This is a genomic window from Arthrobacter sp. Rue61a (genome assembly GCF_000294695.2).
GTDB lineage: Bacteria > Actinomycetota > Actinomycetes > Actinomycetales > Micrococcaceae > Arthrobacter > Arthrobacter aurescens_A.
Genome location: NC_018531.1, coordinates 3,055,940 through 3,075,415, shown reverse-complemented (window position 1 = coordinate 3,075,415; position 19,476 = coordinate 3,055,940). Strand labels below are relative to the sequence as shown.

15 protein-coding genes are annotated in these 19,476 nt (G+C 62.0%); 10 read left to right on the top strand and 5 right to left on the bottom strand.

The features are described from left to right. The first annotated feature begins 1 nt into the window (after position 1). Positions 2-208, top strand: a complete 207-nt coding sequence (locus tag ARUE_RS24710; protein WP_238324325.1) for a hypothetical protein — start codon at positions 2-4, stop codon at positions 206-208. Here ARUE_RS24710 and ARUE_RS13975 read toward each other — a convergent pair. Both ARUE_RS13975 and ARUE_RS13970 read right to left on the bottom strand, forming a co-directional pair. Further along, complete coding sequence (locus ARUE_RS13975) at positions 186-833, bottom strand: GDSL-type esterase/lipase family protein (RefSeq protein WP_011775296.1); 648 nt, start codon at positions 831-833, stop codon at positions 186-188. The two genes, ARUE_RS24710 and ARUE_RS13975, sit on opposite strands and share 23 nt — an antisense overlap. Positions 834-923: 90 nt before the next feature. Then, positions 924-4,712, bottom strand: a complete 3,789-nt coding sequence (locus ARUE_RS13970) for a multifunctional oxoglutarate decarboxylase/oxoglutarate dehydrogenase thiamine pyrophosphate-binding subunit/dihydrolipoyllysine-residue succinyltransferase subunit (protein ID WP_014922201.1) — start codon at positions 4,710-4,712, stop codon at positions 924-926. 486 nt (positions 4,713-5,198) lie between these two features. Between ARUE_RS13970 and ARUE_RS13965 the strand changes: the two genes are divergently transcribed. The 5 genes from ARUE_RS13965 to ARUE_RS13945 all read left to right on the top strand — a co-directional run bounded on the left by ARUE_RS13965 (position 5,199) and on the right by ARUE_RS13945 (position 10,600). After that, a complete protein-coding gene (locus ARUE_RS13965) occupies positions 5,199-6,551 on the top strand; it encodes a hemolysin family protein (RefSeq protein WP_014922200.1) in 1,353 nt (450 codons plus the stop codon). Further along, on the top strand, positions 6,548-7,618 hold the full coding sequence (locus ARUE_RS13960; RefSeq protein WP_011775293.1) for a hemolysin family protein: 1,071 nt from the start codon (positions 6,548-6,550) through the stop codon (positions 7,616-7,618). The genes ARUE_RS13965 and ARUE_RS13960 overlap by 4 nt, the downstream gene beginning before the upstream one ends. 107 nt (positions 7,619-7,725) lie before the next feature. Beyond that, positions 7,726-8,742, top strand: coding sequence for a metal ABC transporter solute-binding protein, Zn/Mn family (locus tag ARUE_RS13955; protein WP_014922199.1), 1,017 nt, complete (start codon positions 7,726-7,728; stop codon positions 8,740-8,742). A gap of 151 nt (positions 8,743-8,893) precedes the next feature. Further along, positions 8,894-9,709 carry a metal ABC transporter ATP-binding protein gene (locus tag ARUE_RS13950; protein WP_011775291.1) on the top strand — a complete coding sequence of 272 codons (816 nt, stop codon included), beginning with the start codon at positions 8,894-8,896 and terminating at the stop codon, positions 9,707-9,709. Next, entirely contained in the window at positions 9,710-10,600 is an 891-nt protein-coding gene (locus ARUE_RS13945; RefSeq protein ID WP_014922197.1) for a metal ABC transporter permease, read from the top strand. Here ARUE_RS13945 and ARUE_RS13940 read toward each other — a convergent pair. Beyond that, positions 10,597-11,064 (bottom strand): Fur family transcriptional regulator, encoded by a 468-nt coding sequence (locus tag ARUE_RS13940; RefSeq protein ID WP_014922196.1) that lies wholly within the window; start codon positions 11,062-11,064, stop codon positions 10,597-10,599. The genes ARUE_RS13945 and ARUE_RS13940 overlap by 4 nt on opposite strands. 94 nt (positions 11,065-11,158) lie before the next feature. On the opposite strand from ARUE_RS13940, the gene ARUE_RS13935 reads away from it, so the two are divergent. Then, complete coding sequence (locus ARUE_RS13935) at positions 11,159-11,812, top strand: MBL fold metallo-hydrolase (protein ID WP_011775288.1); 654 nt, start codon at positions 11,159-11,161, stop codon at positions 11,810-11,812. Here the strand turns inward: ARUE_RS13935 and cds1 are convergent. Beyond that, on the bottom strand, positions 11,809-12,891 hold the full coding sequence (gene cds1 / locus ARUE_RS13930; protein WP_014922195.1) for an L-cysteine desulfhydrase Cds1: 1,083 nt from the start codon (positions 12,889-12,891) through the stop codon (positions 11,809-11,811). The genes ARUE_RS13935 and cds1 overlap by 4 nt on opposite strands. 96 nt (positions 12,892-12,987) lie before the next feature. Here cds1 and ARUE_RS13925 point away from each other — a divergent pair, with 96 nt between their 5' ends. The 3 genes from ARUE_RS13925 to ARUE_RS13915 are packed head-to-tail and all read left to right on the top strand — an operon-like array spanning position 12,988 to position 15,460. Beyond that, a complete protein-coding gene (locus ARUE_RS13925; RefSeq protein ID WP_014922194.1) occupies positions 12,988-13,887 on the top strand; it encodes a sulfurtransferase in 900 nt (299 codons plus the stop codon). After that, positions 13,884-15,035 (top strand): NAD(P)-dependent alcohol dehydrogenase, encoded by a 1,152-nt coding sequence (locus tag ARUE_RS13920; protein ID WP_014922193.1) that lies wholly within the window; start codon positions 13,884-13,886, stop codon positions 15,033-15,035. The genes ARUE_RS13925 and ARUE_RS13920 overlap by 4 nt, the downstream gene beginning before the upstream one ends. Next, complete coding sequence (locus ARUE_RS13915; RefSeq protein ID WP_011775284.1) at positions 15,032-15,460, top strand: HIT family protein; 429 nt, start codon at positions 15,032-15,034, stop codon at positions 15,458-15,460. The genes ARUE_RS13920 and ARUE_RS13915 overlap by 4 nt, the downstream gene beginning before the upstream one ends. A 68-nt stretch (positions 15,461-15,528) precedes the next feature. On the opposite strand, the gene hrpA is transcribed toward ARUE_RS13915, so the two are convergent. Continuing rightward, entirely contained in the window at positions 15,529-19,476 is a 3,948-nt protein-coding gene (gene hrpA, locus ARUE_RS13910; protein WP_014922192.1) for an ATP-dependent RNA helicase HrpA, read from the bottom strand.

Genomic DNA, 19,476 nt, shown 5'->3' with positions numbered 1-19,476 from the left:
CGTGGCCGTTGATGGCGAGGATGTTGATGACGAAATCGTTGATGACGAAGCCGTGGGCGTTGCTGTTGGCGACGTCGCTGAAGGAGAGGGCGGACCGGAACTGCAGGAAACTGTGGCTACCACTGCGGCAACAATGGCCGCGGTGAATGGTGCTCTGACAGAAACCTTCACGATCCGTGTCATGGCTACTCCGGTTGTGCGATATTAAGCCACTGGAACCAGCCGCGGTGCAGGACAAGCCACGCAATTAATCCGTAGCCGGCCTGGCCCGGTGTTCCCCCATTGGCTGCGAGGTCCGTCCTCCACTGCTCATGATTGAGCAAGGGGGAGAACGTGTCAACGTAGTGGTGGTTTCGTCGCGTGGTGACATCAGCGAAGGCAGTGTTCAGTTCAGCAAGCCGTTTGTTGCGGGCGGGATCAAGCGTGGGGGGCGGGCCCACCACAAAGACTTCCACGCTGCTGTGCGAAGCGCCGTCCAGGATGTTGGCAAGATTCAAACGGCTGCGCGCCGTGGATAGGCCAAACTCGAGGTCGCGCCCCGAAAGACCGATCACCAATCGATTCTCATGCGTGTCGCTGAAGCGCCTGCCGGCCTCGTCCTGCCAGCGGGCGGCGAGGCCCTCAGTGCCTTCCATGGGGCAGGGGAGCGGGAAACTTTCCACCACAACGGAGTCCTGGGGCGTGCGGGCCAGCACTCTTCCGAGCCAACCCAATGCGCGGGGATCCCCCAGACCCGCGAGCAGTTCATCTCCTACAGCTGCGATGCGCAGCTTCCTGTCTTCCACGGTTACCTCTTCACACTCGTTACGGTCCTTGCACGGTTTCCGAATCATCGGCCGGTTTGGGAACCGGGTACCTGTCCCATTAAACAGAACTGCCCGGCCTGAGGCGCGTTCATCGCTCCTCAGGCCGGGCAGTTTCGTTTACTTGCGTTCGAACGCCTGCTTGATCAGGGCGTCCTGTTCAGCAGCGTGGCGCTTCATGGAACCGGCAGCGGTGGATGCCGAAGCCGGACGCGACACGAGACGAAGCTTGCGATCAAGCTCCGGTGCCAGGTTCAGGCCCATGAACGGCCACGGACCCTGGTTGGCGGGCTCGTCCTGTGCCCAAACGATGTCAGCGTTCGGGTACTTGGCGAGTTCGGCGTCAATCTCAGCCTTGGGCAGCGGGTACAGCTGCTCTACGCGGATGATCGCAGTCGAAGTGTCGCCGGACTTCTGACGGTTGGACAGGAGGTCGTAGTACAAACGGCCTGAGACCAGGATGACGCGGTCCACATTGGCAGGCTGTACTTCCGGATCAGCAATGACCGGCTTGAAGCCGCCGGTGGTGAAGTCTTCCACGGCCGAAGCCGCACCCTTGAGGCGGAGCAGCTGCTTGGGTGTGAAGATGATCAACGGCTTCCGCGGACGGCTGTAAGCCTGGCGGCGCAACAGGTGGAAGTGCGAGGCGGCCGTGGTGGGGTTGGCCACGATCATGTTGTCCTCGGCGCACATCTGCAGGAAGCGCTCGATGCGTGCCGACGAGTGGTCCGGACCCTGGCCTTCGTAACCATGCGGCAGCATGAGAACCAGCGAGGAGCGCTGGCCCCACTTCTGTTCAGCCGAGGAAATGAACTCGTCAATGATGGTTTGGGCGCCGTTGACGAAGTCACCGAACTGGGCCTCCCAGAGGACCAAGGCATCCGGACGCTCCACCGAGTAGCCGTATTCGAAGCCCATGGCCGCGTATTCGGACAACAGGGAGTCGTAGATCCACAACTTGGCTTGGTCGTCGGAAAGGTTGCCCAGTGGCAGCCATTCGTTGCCGTTGGCGCGGTCGTGGAACACGGCGTGACGCTGGACGAACGTTCCGCGGCGGGAGTCCTGGCCAGCCAGGCGTACGGGTACGCCTTCCATGATCAGGGAGCCAAAGGCTGCGATCTCGCCGAAGCCCCAGTCGATGCCGCCTTCACGGGACATCTGCTCACGCTTCTCAAGGAGCTGCTTGAGCTTGGAGTGAACGGTGAAGCCATCCGGAATTTCCAGGTGCGCCTTGCCGATGCGGGCAAGGGTTTCGGCGGAAATCGCAGTGGAGGCAGGGGAGTTGGTCCCGAAGTCAGCCTGCTGCGCAATGGGACGCTCGATGTCCGAGACAGCAGCGGAGTCCGCCGTGATGATCGGGATCGGTGAAGTCTGTGCAGCGTGCGTCTCAGCGAAGACGCGCTCAAGGCGCTCCTGGTAGTCGCGGAGCAGCTGCTCAGCTTCTTCCTCGGTAATGTCTCCGCGGCCGATGAGCGACTCGGTGTACAACTTGCGAACGGAGCGCTTGGCTTCGATCAGGTTGTACATGAGCGGCTGGGTCATCGAGGGGTCGTCGCCTTCGTTGTGGCCGCGACGGCGGTAGCAGACCATGTCGATGACAACGTCCTTGTGGAAACGCTGACGGAACTCGTAGGCGAGCTGCGCAACGCGCACCACGGCTTCGGGGTCGTCGCCGTTCACGTGGAACACCGGTGCCTGGATCATCTTGGCAACGTCCGTGGAGTACGTGGACGAGCGCGATGACGACGGCGCGGTGGTGAAGCCAACCTGGTTGTTGACGATCACGTGGATGGTACCGCCGGTGCGGTAGCCACGCAGCTGGGAGAGGTTGAGGGTTTCAGCAACAACACCCTGGCCTGCGAAGGCTGCGTCACCGTGGACCATGATGGGCAGGACAGGGAAGGACTCGCCCTGGTCCAGACGGTCCTGCTTGGCGCGGACGATGCCTTCGAGGACGGAGTCAACAGCTTCCAGGTGGGACGGGTTGGCGGCGAGGTAGACCTTGGTCTGCTTGCCGTTGTCCGAGGTGAAAGTACCCTCCGTGCCGAGGTGGTACTTGACGTCACCGGAGCCCTGGACCGAGCGGGGGTCCTGGGTGCCCTCGAATTCGCGGAAGACCTGTGCGTAGGTCTTGCCTGCGATGTTGGTCAGCACGTTAAGGCGGCCACGGTGGGCCATGCCGATGGCAACTTCGTCCAAGCCGTCGTCGGCTGCGTCGGAAATGACGGCGTCGAGCAGCGGAATCAGCGACTCGCCACCCTCAAGGGAGAAGCGCTTCTGGCCAACGAACTTAGTCTGCAGGAAGGTTTCGAAAGCCTCTGCAGCGTTGAGCTTGGAGACGATGCGCAACTGCTCTTCACGGCTCGGCTTGGAGTACGGGTGCTCCAACTGGTCCTGGAACCACTTGCGTTCTGCCGGCTCCTGGATGTGCATGTACTCGATGCCCGTGGTGCGGCAGTAGGCGTCGCGGAGCACGCCGAGGATGTCTCGGAACTTGAGCTGCGGCTTGCCACCGAACCCGCCGGTGGGCCATTCGCGGTCCAGGTCCCAGAGGGTCAGGCCATAGGTGAGGACGTCCAGGTCAGGGTGCTTGCGCTGTACGTACTCCAAAGGATCGGTGTCGGCCATGAGGTGGCCACGCACGCGGTAGGAGTGGATCAGCTGCTGGATGCGGGCTACCTTGTTGATCTCGTCTGCAGGATCAACCTGGAGGTCCGGGCTCCAGCGCACGGGCTCGTACGGAATGCGCAGGGCTTCGAAGATTTCGTCGTAGAAGTTCTGCGCACCGAGGAGGAGCTGGTGGACAAGCTTGAGGAACTCGCCGCTGCCTGCGCCCTGGATGACGCGGTGGTCATAGGTGGAGGTCAGGGTGAGGATCTTGCTGATGGCGTTCTGGGCGATGATCTTCTCGCTCGCGCCCTGGAACTCAGCAGGGTAGTCAAGGGCGCCGACGCCGATGATGGCCGCCTGGCCCTTGGAAAGGCGCGGTACCGAGTGGACCGTACCGATTCCACCGGGGTTGGTGAGGGAGACCGTAGTACCTGCGTGGTCGTCAGCGGTCAGCTTGCCGTTGCGGGCGCGCTTGATGAGGTCCTCGTAGGTGTGCCAGAACTCGGCGAAGTCCATGGTCTCGGCCTTCTTGATGTTCGGAACCATCAGGAGGCGGGTGCCATCGGGCTTGGGCATGTCAATGGCGATGCCGAAGTTGACGTGGGCGGGCTGAACGGCGCTCGGCTTTCCGTCGATCTCGTCGTAGTAGACGTTCATCGACGGGAACTGGGAGAGCGCGCGGACAACCGCATATCCGATGAGGTGCGTGAACGACACCTTGCCACCGCGGGCGCGGGCAAGGTTGGAGTTGATGACCACTCGGTTATCGATGAGCAGCTTGGCAGGAACTGCCCGGACGCTCGTGGCAGTGGGCACTTCAAGGCTGGTCACCATGTTGGTGGCAATAGCCTTGGCAGGACCGCGGAGGACTGAAACGACGTCTTCCTCAGGTGCTGTAGGAGCCTTGGTGCTCTTGGGGAGCTGTGCCGGAATGGGCTGGGCCGTGGTGCCGGCGGCGGGCTTCTTTGCTCCGTCCCGGGCAACCGTGGCGGGTGCCTTTTTCGCCGGGGCGGGCGCCGCCGGTGCAGCCTCCGGGGCAGCGGCGGGAGCGGCCGGCGTCGGTGCCGGTGCTGCCGGAGCTACCACGGGAAGTACTTGGGTAGGGGGATTGGCAGCCGATGCGGCTGCGGAGGATCCGTTGGAAGAAGTGCCGTCACCGGAAGCAAAGGACTCGAAGAGTGGCCACCATTTGGCGTCGACCGAATTCTTGTCCTGTTGGTACCGCTCGTACAGTTCGTCAACGAGCCACTCGTTTCCGCCAAATTCCTCTGGTAGACGGTGGCTGGGCTGCTCTGGCACTTGAAATACGCCTCTTCCATGAGTGTTGTTTTCCCGCTGGCCACAGATGCTCTCCACAACGGTGGGCCAGGGTCCGGGTCCCGCGAACTCAGACCCATGTCAGTCTAGTTAGGATCGTTGGTTAACTGCCAATAGTGGTGACCTAAATCATGTTGCGGCTGACGTATTGGGCATGGCCTTCTTCTTGAAGCGTACGTGACGCCGGCGAAGCGCCCGTGGCCGGGCGGACTGTAGACTGAAGTTCTTATGGACAGTAAATCTAGGTGCCGGCCTGGGAACTGTCGGGGGAGCCAATCTGGCAAACCCGCACAGCGTGCCCGTCGAGCCGGCAATACCCGTTCACATGCCCATCACGCGCCGGCGCTCACAGCCGGTGGTGCCGCAGACCATGCGTCCGCGGGACCCGACCAGCCTCCGCCGGGGAGAATCCCCGAGCCAAAGGCTTCTTCACCCTTGCACGCGCCCACTCTTGGAGTGATGCACTAGGTGGAATGGATTCTTCTCCTTGCCGGCTTTGCTTTGATTCTTGGCACCGGCTTTTTTGTAGCAGTTGAGTTTCCCCTTGTTGCCTTGGACCAAGCAAGCGTTCAGCGTGCAGTCGACAACGGCGACCACGCTGCCGCCCCGCTGCTGAAGTGCCTTAAGTCGCTCTCCACACAGCTCTCCAGTTGCCAGTTGGGCATCACGCTGACCACTTTGTTGACAGGTTTTGTGATGGAGCCCTCTGTCGGGCAGCTGCTTGTTGGGCCCTTCGGCCTGCTGGGCCTCGCCCCTGAGGTGGCGCATTCGGTCGCGTTGATTGTTGCCATGGCGTTCGCCACGCTCCTTTCGATGCTTCTGGGCGAGTTGGTCCCCAAGAACATGGCCATTGCCCTCGCTTTTCCTTTGGGCAAACGCCTGGCGCGCCCCCAGCTGATGTTTACGGCTGTTTTCAAGCCGGCCATCGTGGTGCTGAATGGATTCTCGAACAAGGTGCTGAACCTGTTCGGCCTCGAAGCCAAGGAAGAGATCTCGGGGGCGAGGACCCCTGCGGAGCTTGCATCTTTGGTGCGGCGCTCGGCGGAGCTGGGGACGTTGGATGCCGGTACGGCCAACTTCGTTGCCCGTACCCTGAACTTTTCCGGGCGCACGGCGGCGGACGTCATGACGCCCCGCATCCGCATGGAAACGATCGACGCCGACCAGCCCGTCTCCGACGTCCTGGATGCCGCGCGCAGAACCGGATATTCCCGGTTCCCTGTCATTGGGGATTCCACGGACGATATCCGCGGCGTGGTTCACATCAAGAAGGCGGTGGCCGTTCCTGCGGAGCGTCGGGCCAAGCTTGAGGCAGGCGCGATCATGACTGACGTGCTGCAGGTTCCAGAGACTATTCATTTGGACGCACTCCTTGCTGAATTGCGCGAGGGCAACCTCCAACTCGCCGTCGTGCTGGATGAATACGGCGGCACCGCGGGCATCACCACCCTTGAGGACCTCGTGGAAGAGATCGTCGGCGAAGTCGCCGATGAGCATGACAAGGTCCGGCCGGGAGTGCTGCAGAGCGCGTCCGGGGACTGGTACTTCCCGGGCTTGTTGAGGCCGGACGAAGTGTCTGAGCAGATTCCCAACCTGACCGTTCCTGATGAATCTGCCTACGAGACCGTGGGCGGGTACGTCATGAGCCAGCTTGGCCGTATTGCCAGGACAGGTGATGTGGTGGATACCGTCGGCGGGACGCTGACCGTCACCCGGATGGACGGCCGAAGGATCGACAGGATCTGTTTCCATCACGTGGAGTCGGACGAATCATCACCCGTGGATACCGGAAGCACGCGTCGCGAAGCAGGTGCCGTATGAGTGACTGGGTAGGAATTGTCTGGCTCGTGGTGCTCCTGATTGGCAACGCCTTCTTTGTGGGTGCCGAGTTCGCGGTCATGTCGGCGCGTCGCAGCCAGATTGAGCCACTTGCCGAAGCCGGGTCCAAGCGCGCGCAAACAACACTGCGCGCCATGGAAAACGTCTCGCTGATGCTCGCTTGCGCCCAGCTGGGTATCACTGTTTGCTCACTCTTGATCCTCCAAGTTGCCGAGCCCGCGATCCACCATCTGTTGGCTGAGCCATTGGAGCTGGTTGGTGTTCCGGTTGAACTGGCAGACATCATCGCTTTTGCCATCGCGCTGCTGTTCGTCACGTTCCTGCACGTCACCTTTGGCGAGATGGTCCCCAAGAACATCTCGGTTTCCGTTGCGGACAAAGCCGCCCTGCTGTTGGCCCCGCCGCTGATGTTCATCGCCCGTGTGGTGAACCCGATTATCTGGACCCTGAACTGGTTGGCCAACCACATCCTGCGGCTGATGAAGATCGAGCCCAAGGATGAAGTGTCCTCTTCGTTCACGCTTGAGGAGGTGCAGTCGATTGTTCAGGAATCCACGCGCCACGGTTTGGTGGATGACGAAACGGGCCTGCTGAGCGGCGCTTTGGAGTTCTCGGAGCATACGGCCTCGCACATCATGGTTCCTTTGGACAAGCTGGTGGTGCTGAAGACTGCTTCCACTCCGGTGGACTTGGAAAAGGCGGTCAGCCGCACCGGTTTCTCCCGGTTCCCGATGGTGGACGACGACGGCGAACTCGCCGGATACCTGCACGTGAAGGACATACTGTCCATTCCGGACGAGGGCCGGCGGCATCCCATCGCCGAGGGCCGCATCCGGTCGTTGGCCAACCTTGCGCCTGATGACGAGATCGAGCAGGCAATGTCCGTCATGCAACGTACGGGTTCGCACCTTGCCCGTGTTGTCGGCGCAGCCGGCGAAACTCAGGGTGTCCTGTTCCTGGAGGACGTCATCGAACAGTTGGTCGGTGAGATCCGGGATGCCACCCAGGCAACCGGCATTCGCCGCTACGGTGGTCACCAAGTGCAGTAGCAAGCAATGGATCAGGCTGGCGTCGACCCCCTAGGTCGGCGCCAGACTTGTCTAAATAGGAATCATTCCAAACTAGGGGTTACACTGGAATCTGCCAGTAATTGTGTTTGATTCTCATTTTGAGTAGATCCGAGGTCCTCGTGCGTCGTTCCGCCGCCCGCCTGTCCGTGGCAGCTTCAGCAGCTCTTGCCGCCCTCATGCTTTCTTCCTGCGCCGGTACGGCTGGAGCCAACAATGCATCGTCATCCGGTGCTATTGAGGTAGTCACCTCCACGAACGTCTACGGAGACGTTGTGAAGGCCATTGGCGGGGATAAAGTCAACGTGAGTGCCATCATCACCAAGACAAGCCAGGACCCGCACTCGTACGAGGCAAGCGCCCAGGACAAGTTGGTGATCTCCAAGGCGAAGCTCGTGGTGGAGAACGGCGGAGGCTACGACGAGTTCCTTCACAAAATTGCCGACGAGACCAAGGTCGGACACGAGAACATGATCAGTGCTGTGGAGATCTCAGGGCTTGCGCCCGAAGAGGAAGGCCATGGCACGGAATCCAAGAGCGCCGAGGCCCACAGTGAAGACGAGCACGCGCACGACCACGGTGACTTCAACGAGCACGTCTGGTACAGCCTGGACGCGATGGGCAAGCTCGCCGATGCAGTGGCCGTAAAGTTGGGCACCTTGGACGCGGGGTCCGCATCCACTTTCACGGCCAATGCGGACACCTTTAAAGCGAAGCTCGCTGAACTCAACGGACAACTCGCTGCCGTCAAGGCGGCCAACGATCACGCCCCGGTGGCGGTCACTGAGCCTGTTCCCCTGTACCTGCTGGAAGCAGCCGGCCTGGAAAACAAGACCCCTGAGGCATACAGTGCCGCCATCGAAGAGGAAACCGATGTCCCGGCAGCTGTGTTGAAGGAAACCACTGACCTTGTCAGTGCCAAGTCTGTCCGGTTCCTGGCCTACAACCAGCAGACGGAAGGGCCCCAGACCGAGGCCGTCAAACGGGCCGCGGACACCGCCGGCGTGCCGGTAGTGAACTTCACTGAGACGCTGCCTGACGGGAAAGACTACCTCCAGTGGATGACGGACAACGTGGAATCCATTTCGACAGCACTCAAGAAGTAGCGTTCCCGGAACCCAATTGCGGTGAAGGGCCCCGTAGGCGTCCTAAGATATTCAGGATGGCTGCGGGGCCTTTTGCCTGCCACCACCACACCCGCCAACACCAGCGGCACAACAACTGCGTTCCACGGAGCGCACGGATCGAGGACAACTTTTGACACCGGTAGTGAGCCTCCGCGGAGCCCGCCTGCAGTTCGGCAAGAGGACACTCTGGCGGGATCTCGACCTCGACATCAACCCGGGCGAGTTCTTTGCTGTGCTGGGACCCAACGGGAGTGGCAAGACGAGCTTCCTGAAAGTCCTTCTCGGATTGCAGGAACTCCACTCCGGGACCGTGTCGTTAGGTGGCCACCCGGTGGAACGCGGCAGCAAGCGGATCGGCTACATACCGCAGCAAAAGTCGTTTGCGCCGGACACCCCTCTTAGGGCCCGCGACCTGGTGGGCCTGGGTATTGACGGTCACCGCTGGGGAATGCGATTCGCATCCGGCAACGTCAACCAGCGGATCGACGCGCTGTTGGAGCAGGTGGGTGCCTCAGACTATGCCAAGGTGCCGGTAGGGCAATTGTCCGGGGGCGAGCAACAACGGCTCAGGGTTGCACAGGCGCTGGCCACCGAACCTCAGGTTCTCCTCTGCGATGAACCATTGCTGTCCCTCGATTTGCACCATCAGCAGGGGGTCAGTGCGCTGATCAACAAGCAATGCCACGAGCGGAACAGCGCTGTGGTCTTCGTGACCCACGAGATCAACCCTGTGATCGACTACGTGGACCGGGTCCTCTACCTTGCCGGCGGCCAGTTCCGGGTAGGGACGCCCCAGGAAGTGATGACCACGGAAGTTCTTTCCGAGTTGTACGACAGCCATGTGGAGGTCATCCACACCAACGGAAGGATCGTCGTCGTCGGTCTTCCCGACGCAACCACGCACTTCCATGACGATGCCCACGCCACCGCAGGGGAGGAGTTCTAGATGGATCTTGAGAGCATCCTGCAGACCATTTTCAACTTCGAGAACTATGGTGAGTTGCTGGTCCTTGTCCAGAATTCCATCTGGGCGGGAGCTGTTCTCGGCTTGCTGGGCGGACTGGTTGGTACGTTCGTCATGAAGCGGGACCTTGCATTCGCTGTTCACGGCATCTCCGAGCTGTCCTTCGCCGGCGCAGCGTTTGCCCTGTTGATCGGTGCCGACATCATTTTCGGTTCCTTGATCGGCTCGGTGGCTGCCGCTGTGCTTCTTGGTTTCATGGGAGTCCGGGCGCGGGACAAGAACTCGATCATCGGTGTGATCATGCCATTCGGCCTGGGCCTGGGGATCTTGTTCCTTGCTCTGTATGAGGGGCGCGCAGCGAACAAGTTCGGCTTGCTGACCGGTCAGATTGTGTCCGTGGACTCGGTTCAGCTGCAAGTTTTGGCCGGCACCGCCGTGGTAGTGATGGCAGCGCTGGCGGCAATATGGCGGCCACTGAGCTTTGCCAGCGTAGACCCGGAGATGGCTGAGGCCAGAGGCGTTCCTGTCCGGGGACTGGCCATCGGCTTCATGGTGCTTTTGGGGGTCAGCGTGGCCCTGTCCATCCAGATTGTTGGCGCACTCTTGGTCCTCGCCTTACTGATCACCCCTGCAGCTGCTGCGCTGAGGGTGACTACATCGCCGCGTTTGGTGGTGTTGTTGAGTGTGCTTTTCGCGATGACGGCCACAGTGGGCGGAATTCTCTTGGCTTTGGGCAGTCGCATCCCCATCAGCCCTTACGTCACCACGCTGTCCTTCCTGATTTACGTGGTGTGCCGGATCATCGGCAGGGTCCGCGCCAACAGGGGCCTCAACGGCCGGGTGTCACGGGACCAGCCGGCCGGTGCGCTCTAGAGCTTGCCGGCTGCTTTTTTGGCCGTGCATTCGGGGCATAGCCCAAAGATTTCCACTGTGTGGGCAACCTCGGTGAAGCCGTGTTCAGTTGCCGTGCGGGCGGCCCAGGTCTCGACGGCGGGTGCCTCCACTTCTTCTGCCTTGCCGCAGTTGCGGCAGAGCAGGTGGTGGTGGTGTCCGGTGACTGCACACCGGCGGTAGACGGCTTCACCATCACCGTTCCGGAGGACATCAATGAGTCCGTCGTCAGCCAAGGACTGCAGGATGCGGTACGCAGTGGCCAACGACACGGAGATGCCTTTGTTCTGCAAAAGCCGGTACAGCTCCTGGGTGCTGACGAAGTCATCCAATTCATCCAAGGCTGCGCTGACGGCCAAGCGTTGCTTGGTGACGCGCTGCTCCTTGACGCCGCTGGTGGCCGGCGCTTCATTGCCGGTCGTGGCGGAACTGGTGCCTTGTGGCATTGAAAGACTCACTTCCCTGGGGATGCTGGCAAAGCCCAATTTTACCAGTACGGGAAGCTTGGAAACTGTCAGCGGGCGCCCCTAGGCTGTCTCCATGAAGCTCACCAAGTACACCCATGCCTGTGTCCGGTTGGAGAAAGAGGGAAAGGTCCTGGTGATCGATCCCGGGACTTTCTCTGAAGCAGAGGAAGCGCTGAGCGGGGCCCACGCTGTACTTGTGACGCACGAGCATAACGACCACATCGACCGTCCCGCGGTGACAGCAGCCCTGCGGAGCAACACCGCGCTTGAGGTCCACGCCCCGGCCGGGGTGGCTGCTGCGCTGAAGGAAAACGGCGATGTCTCCGACCGCGTGCATACCGTAGAGCCCAACTCCGCCTTTGACGCGGCAGGGTTCAGTATCCGGACCTTCGGTGGACAACATGCCGTCATCCACGCACAGATCCCGGTGGTAGCGAACATCGGCTATCTGGTGGATGACAACGTATTCCACCCGGGGGATTCGTTCGTTGTCCCTGACGGGATCAACGTCCAGACCCTCTTGGTCCCCATCCATGCACCGTGGTCCAAAGTGGGTGAAGTGGTGGACTTCGTGATTTCCGTCCGTGCACCCAAGGCTTTCCCGGTCCACGACGGGCTGCTCAACGAATTGGGACGCGGCATCGTGGAGGGGCATGTCACCCGGATCGGGGCCCGCTATGGCACCGCTTACGTGCGACTGGCGCCCATGGAGTCCGTGGAGGTCTAGGCGGTCCACACCCCGGTGTTGTGAAAGCGCTCCAGAACTGCTTCGTGCGGTGCGGGATCCAGGCCGTGCGCGGCCAGCCACCCGGCGTCGTTGTAGCTGCCCGCATAGCGGTCGCCGGCGTCGCACATGAGTGAAACGATGCTGCCTTTGCGGCCCTCAGCCACCATCCCGGCCACCAACTGCCAGACGCCCCACAGGTTGGTGCCGGTTGAGGGGCCCGCATGGAGGCCGGTGAGTTTCCGGAGGTGCCGCATGGCGGCAACGGATGCGGCGTCGGGCACTTGGATCATATGGTCGATGACCGCCGGCACGAAGCTGGGCTCAGAGCGAGGCCGGCCGATGCCCTCGATCCTGGAGGGCAGGCCCGTGGCCGCAGCCGCGTCTCCGTCGCGCCACGCCGGGTAGAAAGCCGAGTTTTCGGGATCCACCACGGCCAGGCGGGTGTTGTAGCGGTTGTACCGCAGGTAGCGGCCAATAGTGGCGCTGGTACCGCCGGTGCCTGCACCCACCACGATCCAGTCCGGAACCGGGTGTTCTTCCAAAGAGAGTTGTTCGAAGATCGATTCCGCGATGTTGTTGTTGCCGCGCCAGTCCGTCGCCCGCTCGGCGTAGGTGAACTGGTCCATGTAGTAACCACCGGACGTCCTGGCAGTCTCTTCGGCCACGGCATAGACCTCGGACGCGTGGTCGACCAGCAGGCAAGCGCCGCCGAACTCCTCGATCAGGGCGATCTTCTCGGGGCTGGTGGTCTTTGTCATCACCGCGATGAAAGGCAATCCAATGAGCCGGGCGAAATAGGCCTCGGAAACGGCCGTGCTGCCGCTGGAGGCTTCCACAATGGTGGTGCCTTCCGTGATCCAGCCGTTGACCAGGCCGTACAGGAACAAAGATCGTGCCAGGCGGTGCTTGAGGCTGCCGGATCTATGCGTTGACTCGTCTTTCAGGTACAGCTGGACGCCCCAGTGCTCCGGGAGTGGAACCGCGTAAAGATGGGTGTCGGCCGAGCGGCTGTTCTCTGCCTCGATCTTGCGGATGGCCTCACTGGCCCATGCCCTGTCCTGAATACACGAATTGCTCACCGGATAAGCCTAGGCTGGAATTCGGGCACCGGCAGCAACAGAGCCTGTGCAGGAAGACCGGATGCCTGACCGTCGCCGCAAGAACGAAGGAGAACCATGGCCACGTTGATAAGTGCGTCAGCACTGCACCAGCGACTCGAAACCGGGGAGCGGACCGTACTCCTGGATGTCCGCTGGGTCCTGGGCCGTACTGACGGTCACCTTGACTATCTGACGGCCCACCTTCCAGGCGCCGTTTTCGTGGACCTCCCCACAGAGCTGGCCGACCACGCGCAGCCCGGGCTGGGCCGCCACCCACTGCCAACCCGCGACCACTTTCAGGACTCCGCGCGAAGGTGGGGGATCAACGACGGCGACACGATCGTCGCGTACGACAACAGCGGCAACATGGCCGCAGCACGTGTTTGGTGGATGCTGCGGAACGCCGGCGTTGACGCTGTCTACCTGCTCGACGGCGGCTTGGCAGCCTGGCGCGCGAACGGTTACGGGGTGGAGACCGGCGAGGTGAGTCCCGCCGTCGGGAATGTCACGTTGGGCGAGGGCCGCATGCCGGTCATTTCCGAGAGTGAGGCGGCACAGTGGCACCGCAGGGGCGTGTTGCTGGATGCCCGGGCGGGGGAGCGGTACCGCGGTGAAGTGGAGCCGATTGACCCCAGGGCCGGGCATATCCCGGGCGCACTGAGCGCGCCGACCACAGGGAACTTCACGGCCGAGGGCATGTTCCTGCCGGTGGAGGAGTTGCGGCGGCGCTTTGAGGAGTTGGGTCTGGGCACCTCGTCCAATGTTGCGGTGTATTGCGGTTCCGGAGTGACGGCATCCCATGAGATCGCCGCCTTGGAGATCGCCGGTTACCGTGCGGCGTTGTTCCCGGGATCGTTCTCGCAATGGTCCAACAATGATGCCAACGACGTCGCTGTGGGCAGCGAGCCTTTTGAAGGAGCCGGTGGCCACCCAAGTGGCACAAGCACGGCTGCCGGGAGTAGCGTCGGAGCATGACTCCCGGACGCCCTGTGCCCCCGCCCCTTGCCAAGCCCATTACTTTGGACACCAGTGAATCCAGGACCGGAAGCACGATGGCGGCCGCCTACGGCGCGACGTCTCCGGACAGTGGTTTGGTACCCCTGACGGTGGCCCGCCGCGCACCTAAAGAGGATGACGTGGAGATTGCCATTGAGTTCTGCGGACTGTGCCACTCGGATGTGCACGCAACGCGCGGTGAATGGCGGGTTCCTCCCTACCCGCTGGTCCCCGGCCATGAGATCGTAGGTCGCGTCACCCGTGTAGGCGGCGCGGTGCAGGACTTCGCTCCCGGCGACCGCGTAGGTGTCGGCTGCTTGGTGGACTCATGCCGAGAATGCGAGAGCTGTCTTGATGGATTGGAACAGTACTGCGAGCGGGGCAACATCGGCACGTACGGTGCTGTAGATCCGCGAAACGGCGACTCGGTCACCCAAGGCGGGTATTCGACGTCGGTGGTGGTGGACAGGCGCTTCGTACTGCGCGTCCCGGATGCTTTGGACGCCGCGGCGGCCGCACCGTTGCTGTGCGCCGGCATCACCACCTATTCGCCGCTCCGGTATTTCGATGTGGAAGAAGGCGACTCCGTGGGAGTGGTGGGCTTGGGTGGTCTGGGGCATATGGCTGTCAAGATCGCCAAGGCCATGGGCGCCGACGTCACCGTTTTCACCACCTCCGAATCCAAGTTCGACGCTGCCCGGGCACTCGGCGCCGACCACGTGGTCCTGTCCAAGGATGCGGACGCCATGGAGGCCGCTAACCGGAGCATTGACGTCATTATCGACACAGTGGCCGCGCCCCACGATCTCAACCCCTACTTCCGGACCCTTCGCCTGGACGGGGCCCTCTTCCAGTTGGGACTTCCCGCTGACGACATGCCGCCGGTCAGCCCCGGGTTGCTCATCCGCCGTCGACTCGCCTATGCGGGTTCGTTGATTGGTGGCATCGAGGAGACGCAGGAAATGCTGGACTTCTGTGCGGAACACGGAGTGGTGAGCGACATCGAGGTTGTCGCTGCGGAGCAACTCAATGAAGCCTACGACCGCATGGTGGCCGGCGACGTGAAGTACCGTTTCGTACTGGACACAGCAACTCTTCAGGAACCATCCGAAAGGGCAGACGCATGAGCACACTGTTCACCAAGATCATCAATGGGGAAATCCCGGGCCGCTTTGTGTGGAAGGACCAGGACGTGGTTGCGTTCCTGACCATTTCGCCCATCACCCAAGGGCACACCCTGGTGGTGCCGCGTGATGAGGTTGACTCATGGACGCATGCTAGTCCCGAATTGCTGGCCAAGGTCATGGACGTGGCCCAGCGCATCGGCAAGGTGCAGGAGGATTTGTTTGATGCCAAGCGTGTGGGCGTCCTGATGGAAGGCTTCGAGGTGGACCACCTGCATGTTCATGTGTGGCCTGCCTACTCCACGGCAGACTTTGAAATTCACAACGTGGACCACAACCCGGATCCCGCGGTCATGGAGGCCACGGCAGTGAAGCTCCGTGCGGCGCTCCGGGAAGCGGGCCACGGGGACGCTGTCCCCGAGGACTGACTCCTACACGACTTAACCCGGCGGTGCTAATAAGCGCCGCCGGGTTTTTCATGGCAATGCGGGTGCGGTTATGCGGGTGCCAGGGCCTGGTTCAGCACCGTGCGGATCCGCTTCTCCGACACCGAGTAGGCCGTGCCGAGCTCCACCGCAAAGAGGCTCACCCGCAGTTCTTCGATCATCCAGCGCACGCGGGTTAACTCGGTGCCCGCCCTGCGCCCCGGAAGGAGAGCAGAAACAGCGTCATCGTAGTCATCCTCCAGCGCCTGAATGATCGCCATGTTCAAGCTGTCCCGTTGGACGTTGCCAGGGAGCTTTTGCAGCCGTTTCTCGATGCCCTGAAGGTACCGCGGCAGTTGGCTGAGCTGCGCATAGCCCGTCTGTGCCACAAAGCCAGGAAAGACCAACTGCTCCAGCTGGCTCTTCATATCGTTGAGGGCACTGATCAGCGGCAGGCTTGCATTGGACTTGAGCTCTTTCTGGATCCTGCGGGTGCTGGCCAGGACACGTTCGACGACGGCCGTCACTGTGAACACGGTATCGATCAGTTCTGCGCGGACTACCTCGTACAACGCATCGAACGCCTCCTTGTCCCATGGCAGATCCTGCGGAACCAGTTTGTCGATGGCTGCCAGTGCGCAGTCCGCGATGAGTGCGCTCACGGATCCGTGCGGGTTCTGGCTAAACGTCAGCTTCTCCGTGTTACTGAGGTGCTCCAGCACGTAACGGTCGGGTGGCGGGATCCGCAGGGCAAGCAATCGTATGACGCCGCCACGCATGGCGGCCTCCTGCTCCGGGCGGGTCTGAAATACCCGGAGTGCCACGGACTTTCCTTCGTCCACGATCGCCGGGAACCCGGTGACGGCGTGGCCCTTGACCGTCCGGGTAACCTGGCGCTCCACCGTGCCGAAGTCCCACGTGGTGATGCCGCCGCGTTCGGCAACAATTCCATCGCCTGCGGGCGTTGCGCCCGGGGCTGGCGTTTGACCGTTGGGTGGGCCCGACGTGCCGGTTCCCTTGCCGCCCTTGGCGCGTGACGTCGTCGCGGGTGTGGCGCCGAGCGATTCGGCGATGGCGCGGCGCGTTGCCGGCGCCAGCTTCTCCTGGAGTTCAGCAAGGTCCTTTCCTTCGTCAAGCACCTTGCCCTTGCTGTCCACCACCTTGAAGCTCACGCGCAAGTGAGGCGGTACCGCGTCCCAGTTCCACGAGCCTGGAGGAATGACGTGTCCGCGGAGCCGGCGAAGGACCAGTTCCAAGGACGGCTCCAGTTCATCGGTGGCGGGGTCGAAATCTGCTTCCAGCGCTGCGGTTGCTTGCCGTGCAACGTCCGGGGCAGGCACAAAGTTCTTCCGTATTTGCTTGGGTAGCGACTTGATCAGCGCCGTCACCAGCTCTACACGTTGCCCCGGAATTTGCCAGCGGAACGGGGCATCGTCCAGTTGGTTCAGGAACAGCACCGGGACTTCAGCGGTAACACCGTCGGATGGATTAGGGGCCGAACCGGGCGCCACGGGATGGAACTCGTAGCTCAACGGGAGTTCGAATCCCTTGTGCAGCCAGCTCTTCGGGTATGCGGAGTCGTCCAGCGCCTCGGCGTCTTCGCTCATCAACAACGATTGGTCGAAGTCCAGGAGAGCGGGATCCGTGTGGCGGGCATCCTTCCACCACTTATCAAAGTGCCTCTCGGAGACCACCTCTTTGCCCACGCGTGCGTCATAGAAGTCGAACAGCGTCTGGTCGTCCACCAGGATGTCCCGCCGCCTCATGCGGGTTTCGAGTTCTTCGATTTCCTGGAGCAGGGCACGGTTGCGATGGAAGAACTTATGGTGTGTTTTCCACTCGCCCTCCACCAAGGCATGGCGAATGAACATTTCCCGGGAGAGCTCGGGATCGATGCGCCCGTAGTTGACCCGGCGGTTAGGAATAATCGGCACGCCGTACAGCGTCACCTTCTCATGGGCCATGACGGCGCCTTGCCGCGAAGACCAATGAGGTCCGCTGTACGACCTCTTCACCAGGTCCGGGGCGACTTGCTCGGCCCACAAAGGATCGAACTTGGCAGCAACACGCGCCCACAACCGGCTGGTTTCCACGAGCTCGGCCGCCATCACGAACGCCGGGGATTTCTTGAACAGCGCAGAGCCGGGGAAGATCGCGAAGCGGCTGCCGCGTGCACCGGCGTATTCGCGCTTGCGCTCATCCAGGAGACCGATGTGGCTCAGCAATCCGGAGAGCAGGCTGATGTGGATGCCCTCGTAGTTGCCTACGGGATCAGCTTCGCGTTTGTTGTCCAACACAATGCCAAGAGGTTTGGCCATCTGCCGAAGCTGGGTGAAAAGGTCCTGCCACTCACGAACACGCAGGTAGTTGATGAATTCGTTGCGGCACAGCTTGCGGAACTGGGTTGAGGAGAGTTCGCGCTGCTTTTCCTGGATGTAGTTCCACAGGTTAAGGAAGCCGGTGAAGTCCGACAACTCATCCCGGAAGCGTGCATGCTTTTCCGCGGCAAGCTGCTGCTTGTCCGTGGGCCGTTCGCGGGGGTCCTGGATGGTCAGTGCTGCGGCCAGGATCATGACTTCGCGTACGCAGCCGCGTCTGCCGGCCTCCACGATCATCCGGCCCAGCCGCGGATCCACCGGCAGCTGGGCAAGTTTCTGCCCGACGGCGGTCAGGCCACTGCCACTGCGACCGTTACCCTGCACGTCACCGGCCTTGGGCGAACTCAAAGCGCCGAGTTCGCGCAGGAGCGTGACGCCGTCGTTGATAGCACGCGAGTCCGGCGGTTCCACGAAGGGGAAGTTCTCTACATCCTTGGGGCCGCGCGCAACGCCCATGGCGGTCATCTGCAGGATGACCGCAGCGAGATTGGTCCGGAGGATCTCCGGATCCGTGAACTGCGGACGCGACTCGAAGTCCTCTTCCGAGTACAAACGGATGGCGATGCCCTCGGACACGCGCCCACAGCGGCCCGAGCGCTGGTTTGCCGAGGCCTGGGAGACTCGCTCGATGGGCAGCCGCTGGACTTTGGTCCGGTGCGAGTACCGCGAGATGCGGGCGGTGCCGGTATCGATCACGTACTTGATACCCGGCACGGTCAGCGACGTTTCGGCGACGTTGGTGGCAAGGATGATGCGTCGTTTTCCGCCGGGGTTGAACACCCTGTGCTGCTCTTGCAGGCTCAATCGGGCAAAAAGGGGCAGGACTTCCGTCCCGGCAAGGCGCCGGTTCGTTTGGATGCGGCCGTTGATGGCCTCGGCAGCATCCCTGATTTCACGCTCACCGGAAAAGAAGACGAGGATGTCGCCGGGTGCTTCCTTGGCGAGCTCGTCCACGGCATCGCATACGGCGTCCAGGGGATCGCGGTCCTCTTCAAGTTCGTCGTCCGAGGTATCTTCCTCCCCGCCGGCGGGTTGGGACAACGGCCTGTACCGGATCTCTACCGGGTAAGTTCGTCCGGAGACCTCGATGATCGGCGCTGGATCTTCCTCGCTCCCGAAGTGCTTGGCGAAGCGTTGGGGATCGATGGTGGCCGAGGTGATGATGACCTTGAGGTCCGGGCGCTGGGGGAGGATGCGTTTGAGGTAGCCCAGGATGAAGTCGATGTTGAGGCTGCGCTCGTGGGCCTCGTCGATGATGATGGTGCTGTATTTCCGGAGCAGTTTGTCCCGCTGGATCTCCGCGAGGAGGATGCCGTCGGTCATCAGCTTGATCTTGGTGGAAGCGCTGACCTCACCGGTGAAGCGGACCTGGAAGCCCACCTCCTGGCCGATCTCTACATCGAGTTCAGACGCGATGCGTTCGGCTACTGTGCGGGCCGCCAACCGGCGTGGCTGGGTATGCCCGATCAGGCCTTTGTCTCCAAGGCCAAGTTCGAGGCACATCTTGGGGATCTGCGTGGTCTTACCCGAACCGGTCTCACCGGCAATGATGGTCACCTGGTTTGCGGCGATGGCCGCCATCAGATCCTCGCGGCGCTCGGATACGGGCAGCTCTGCGGGGTAGGAAATATGAAGTGTCAT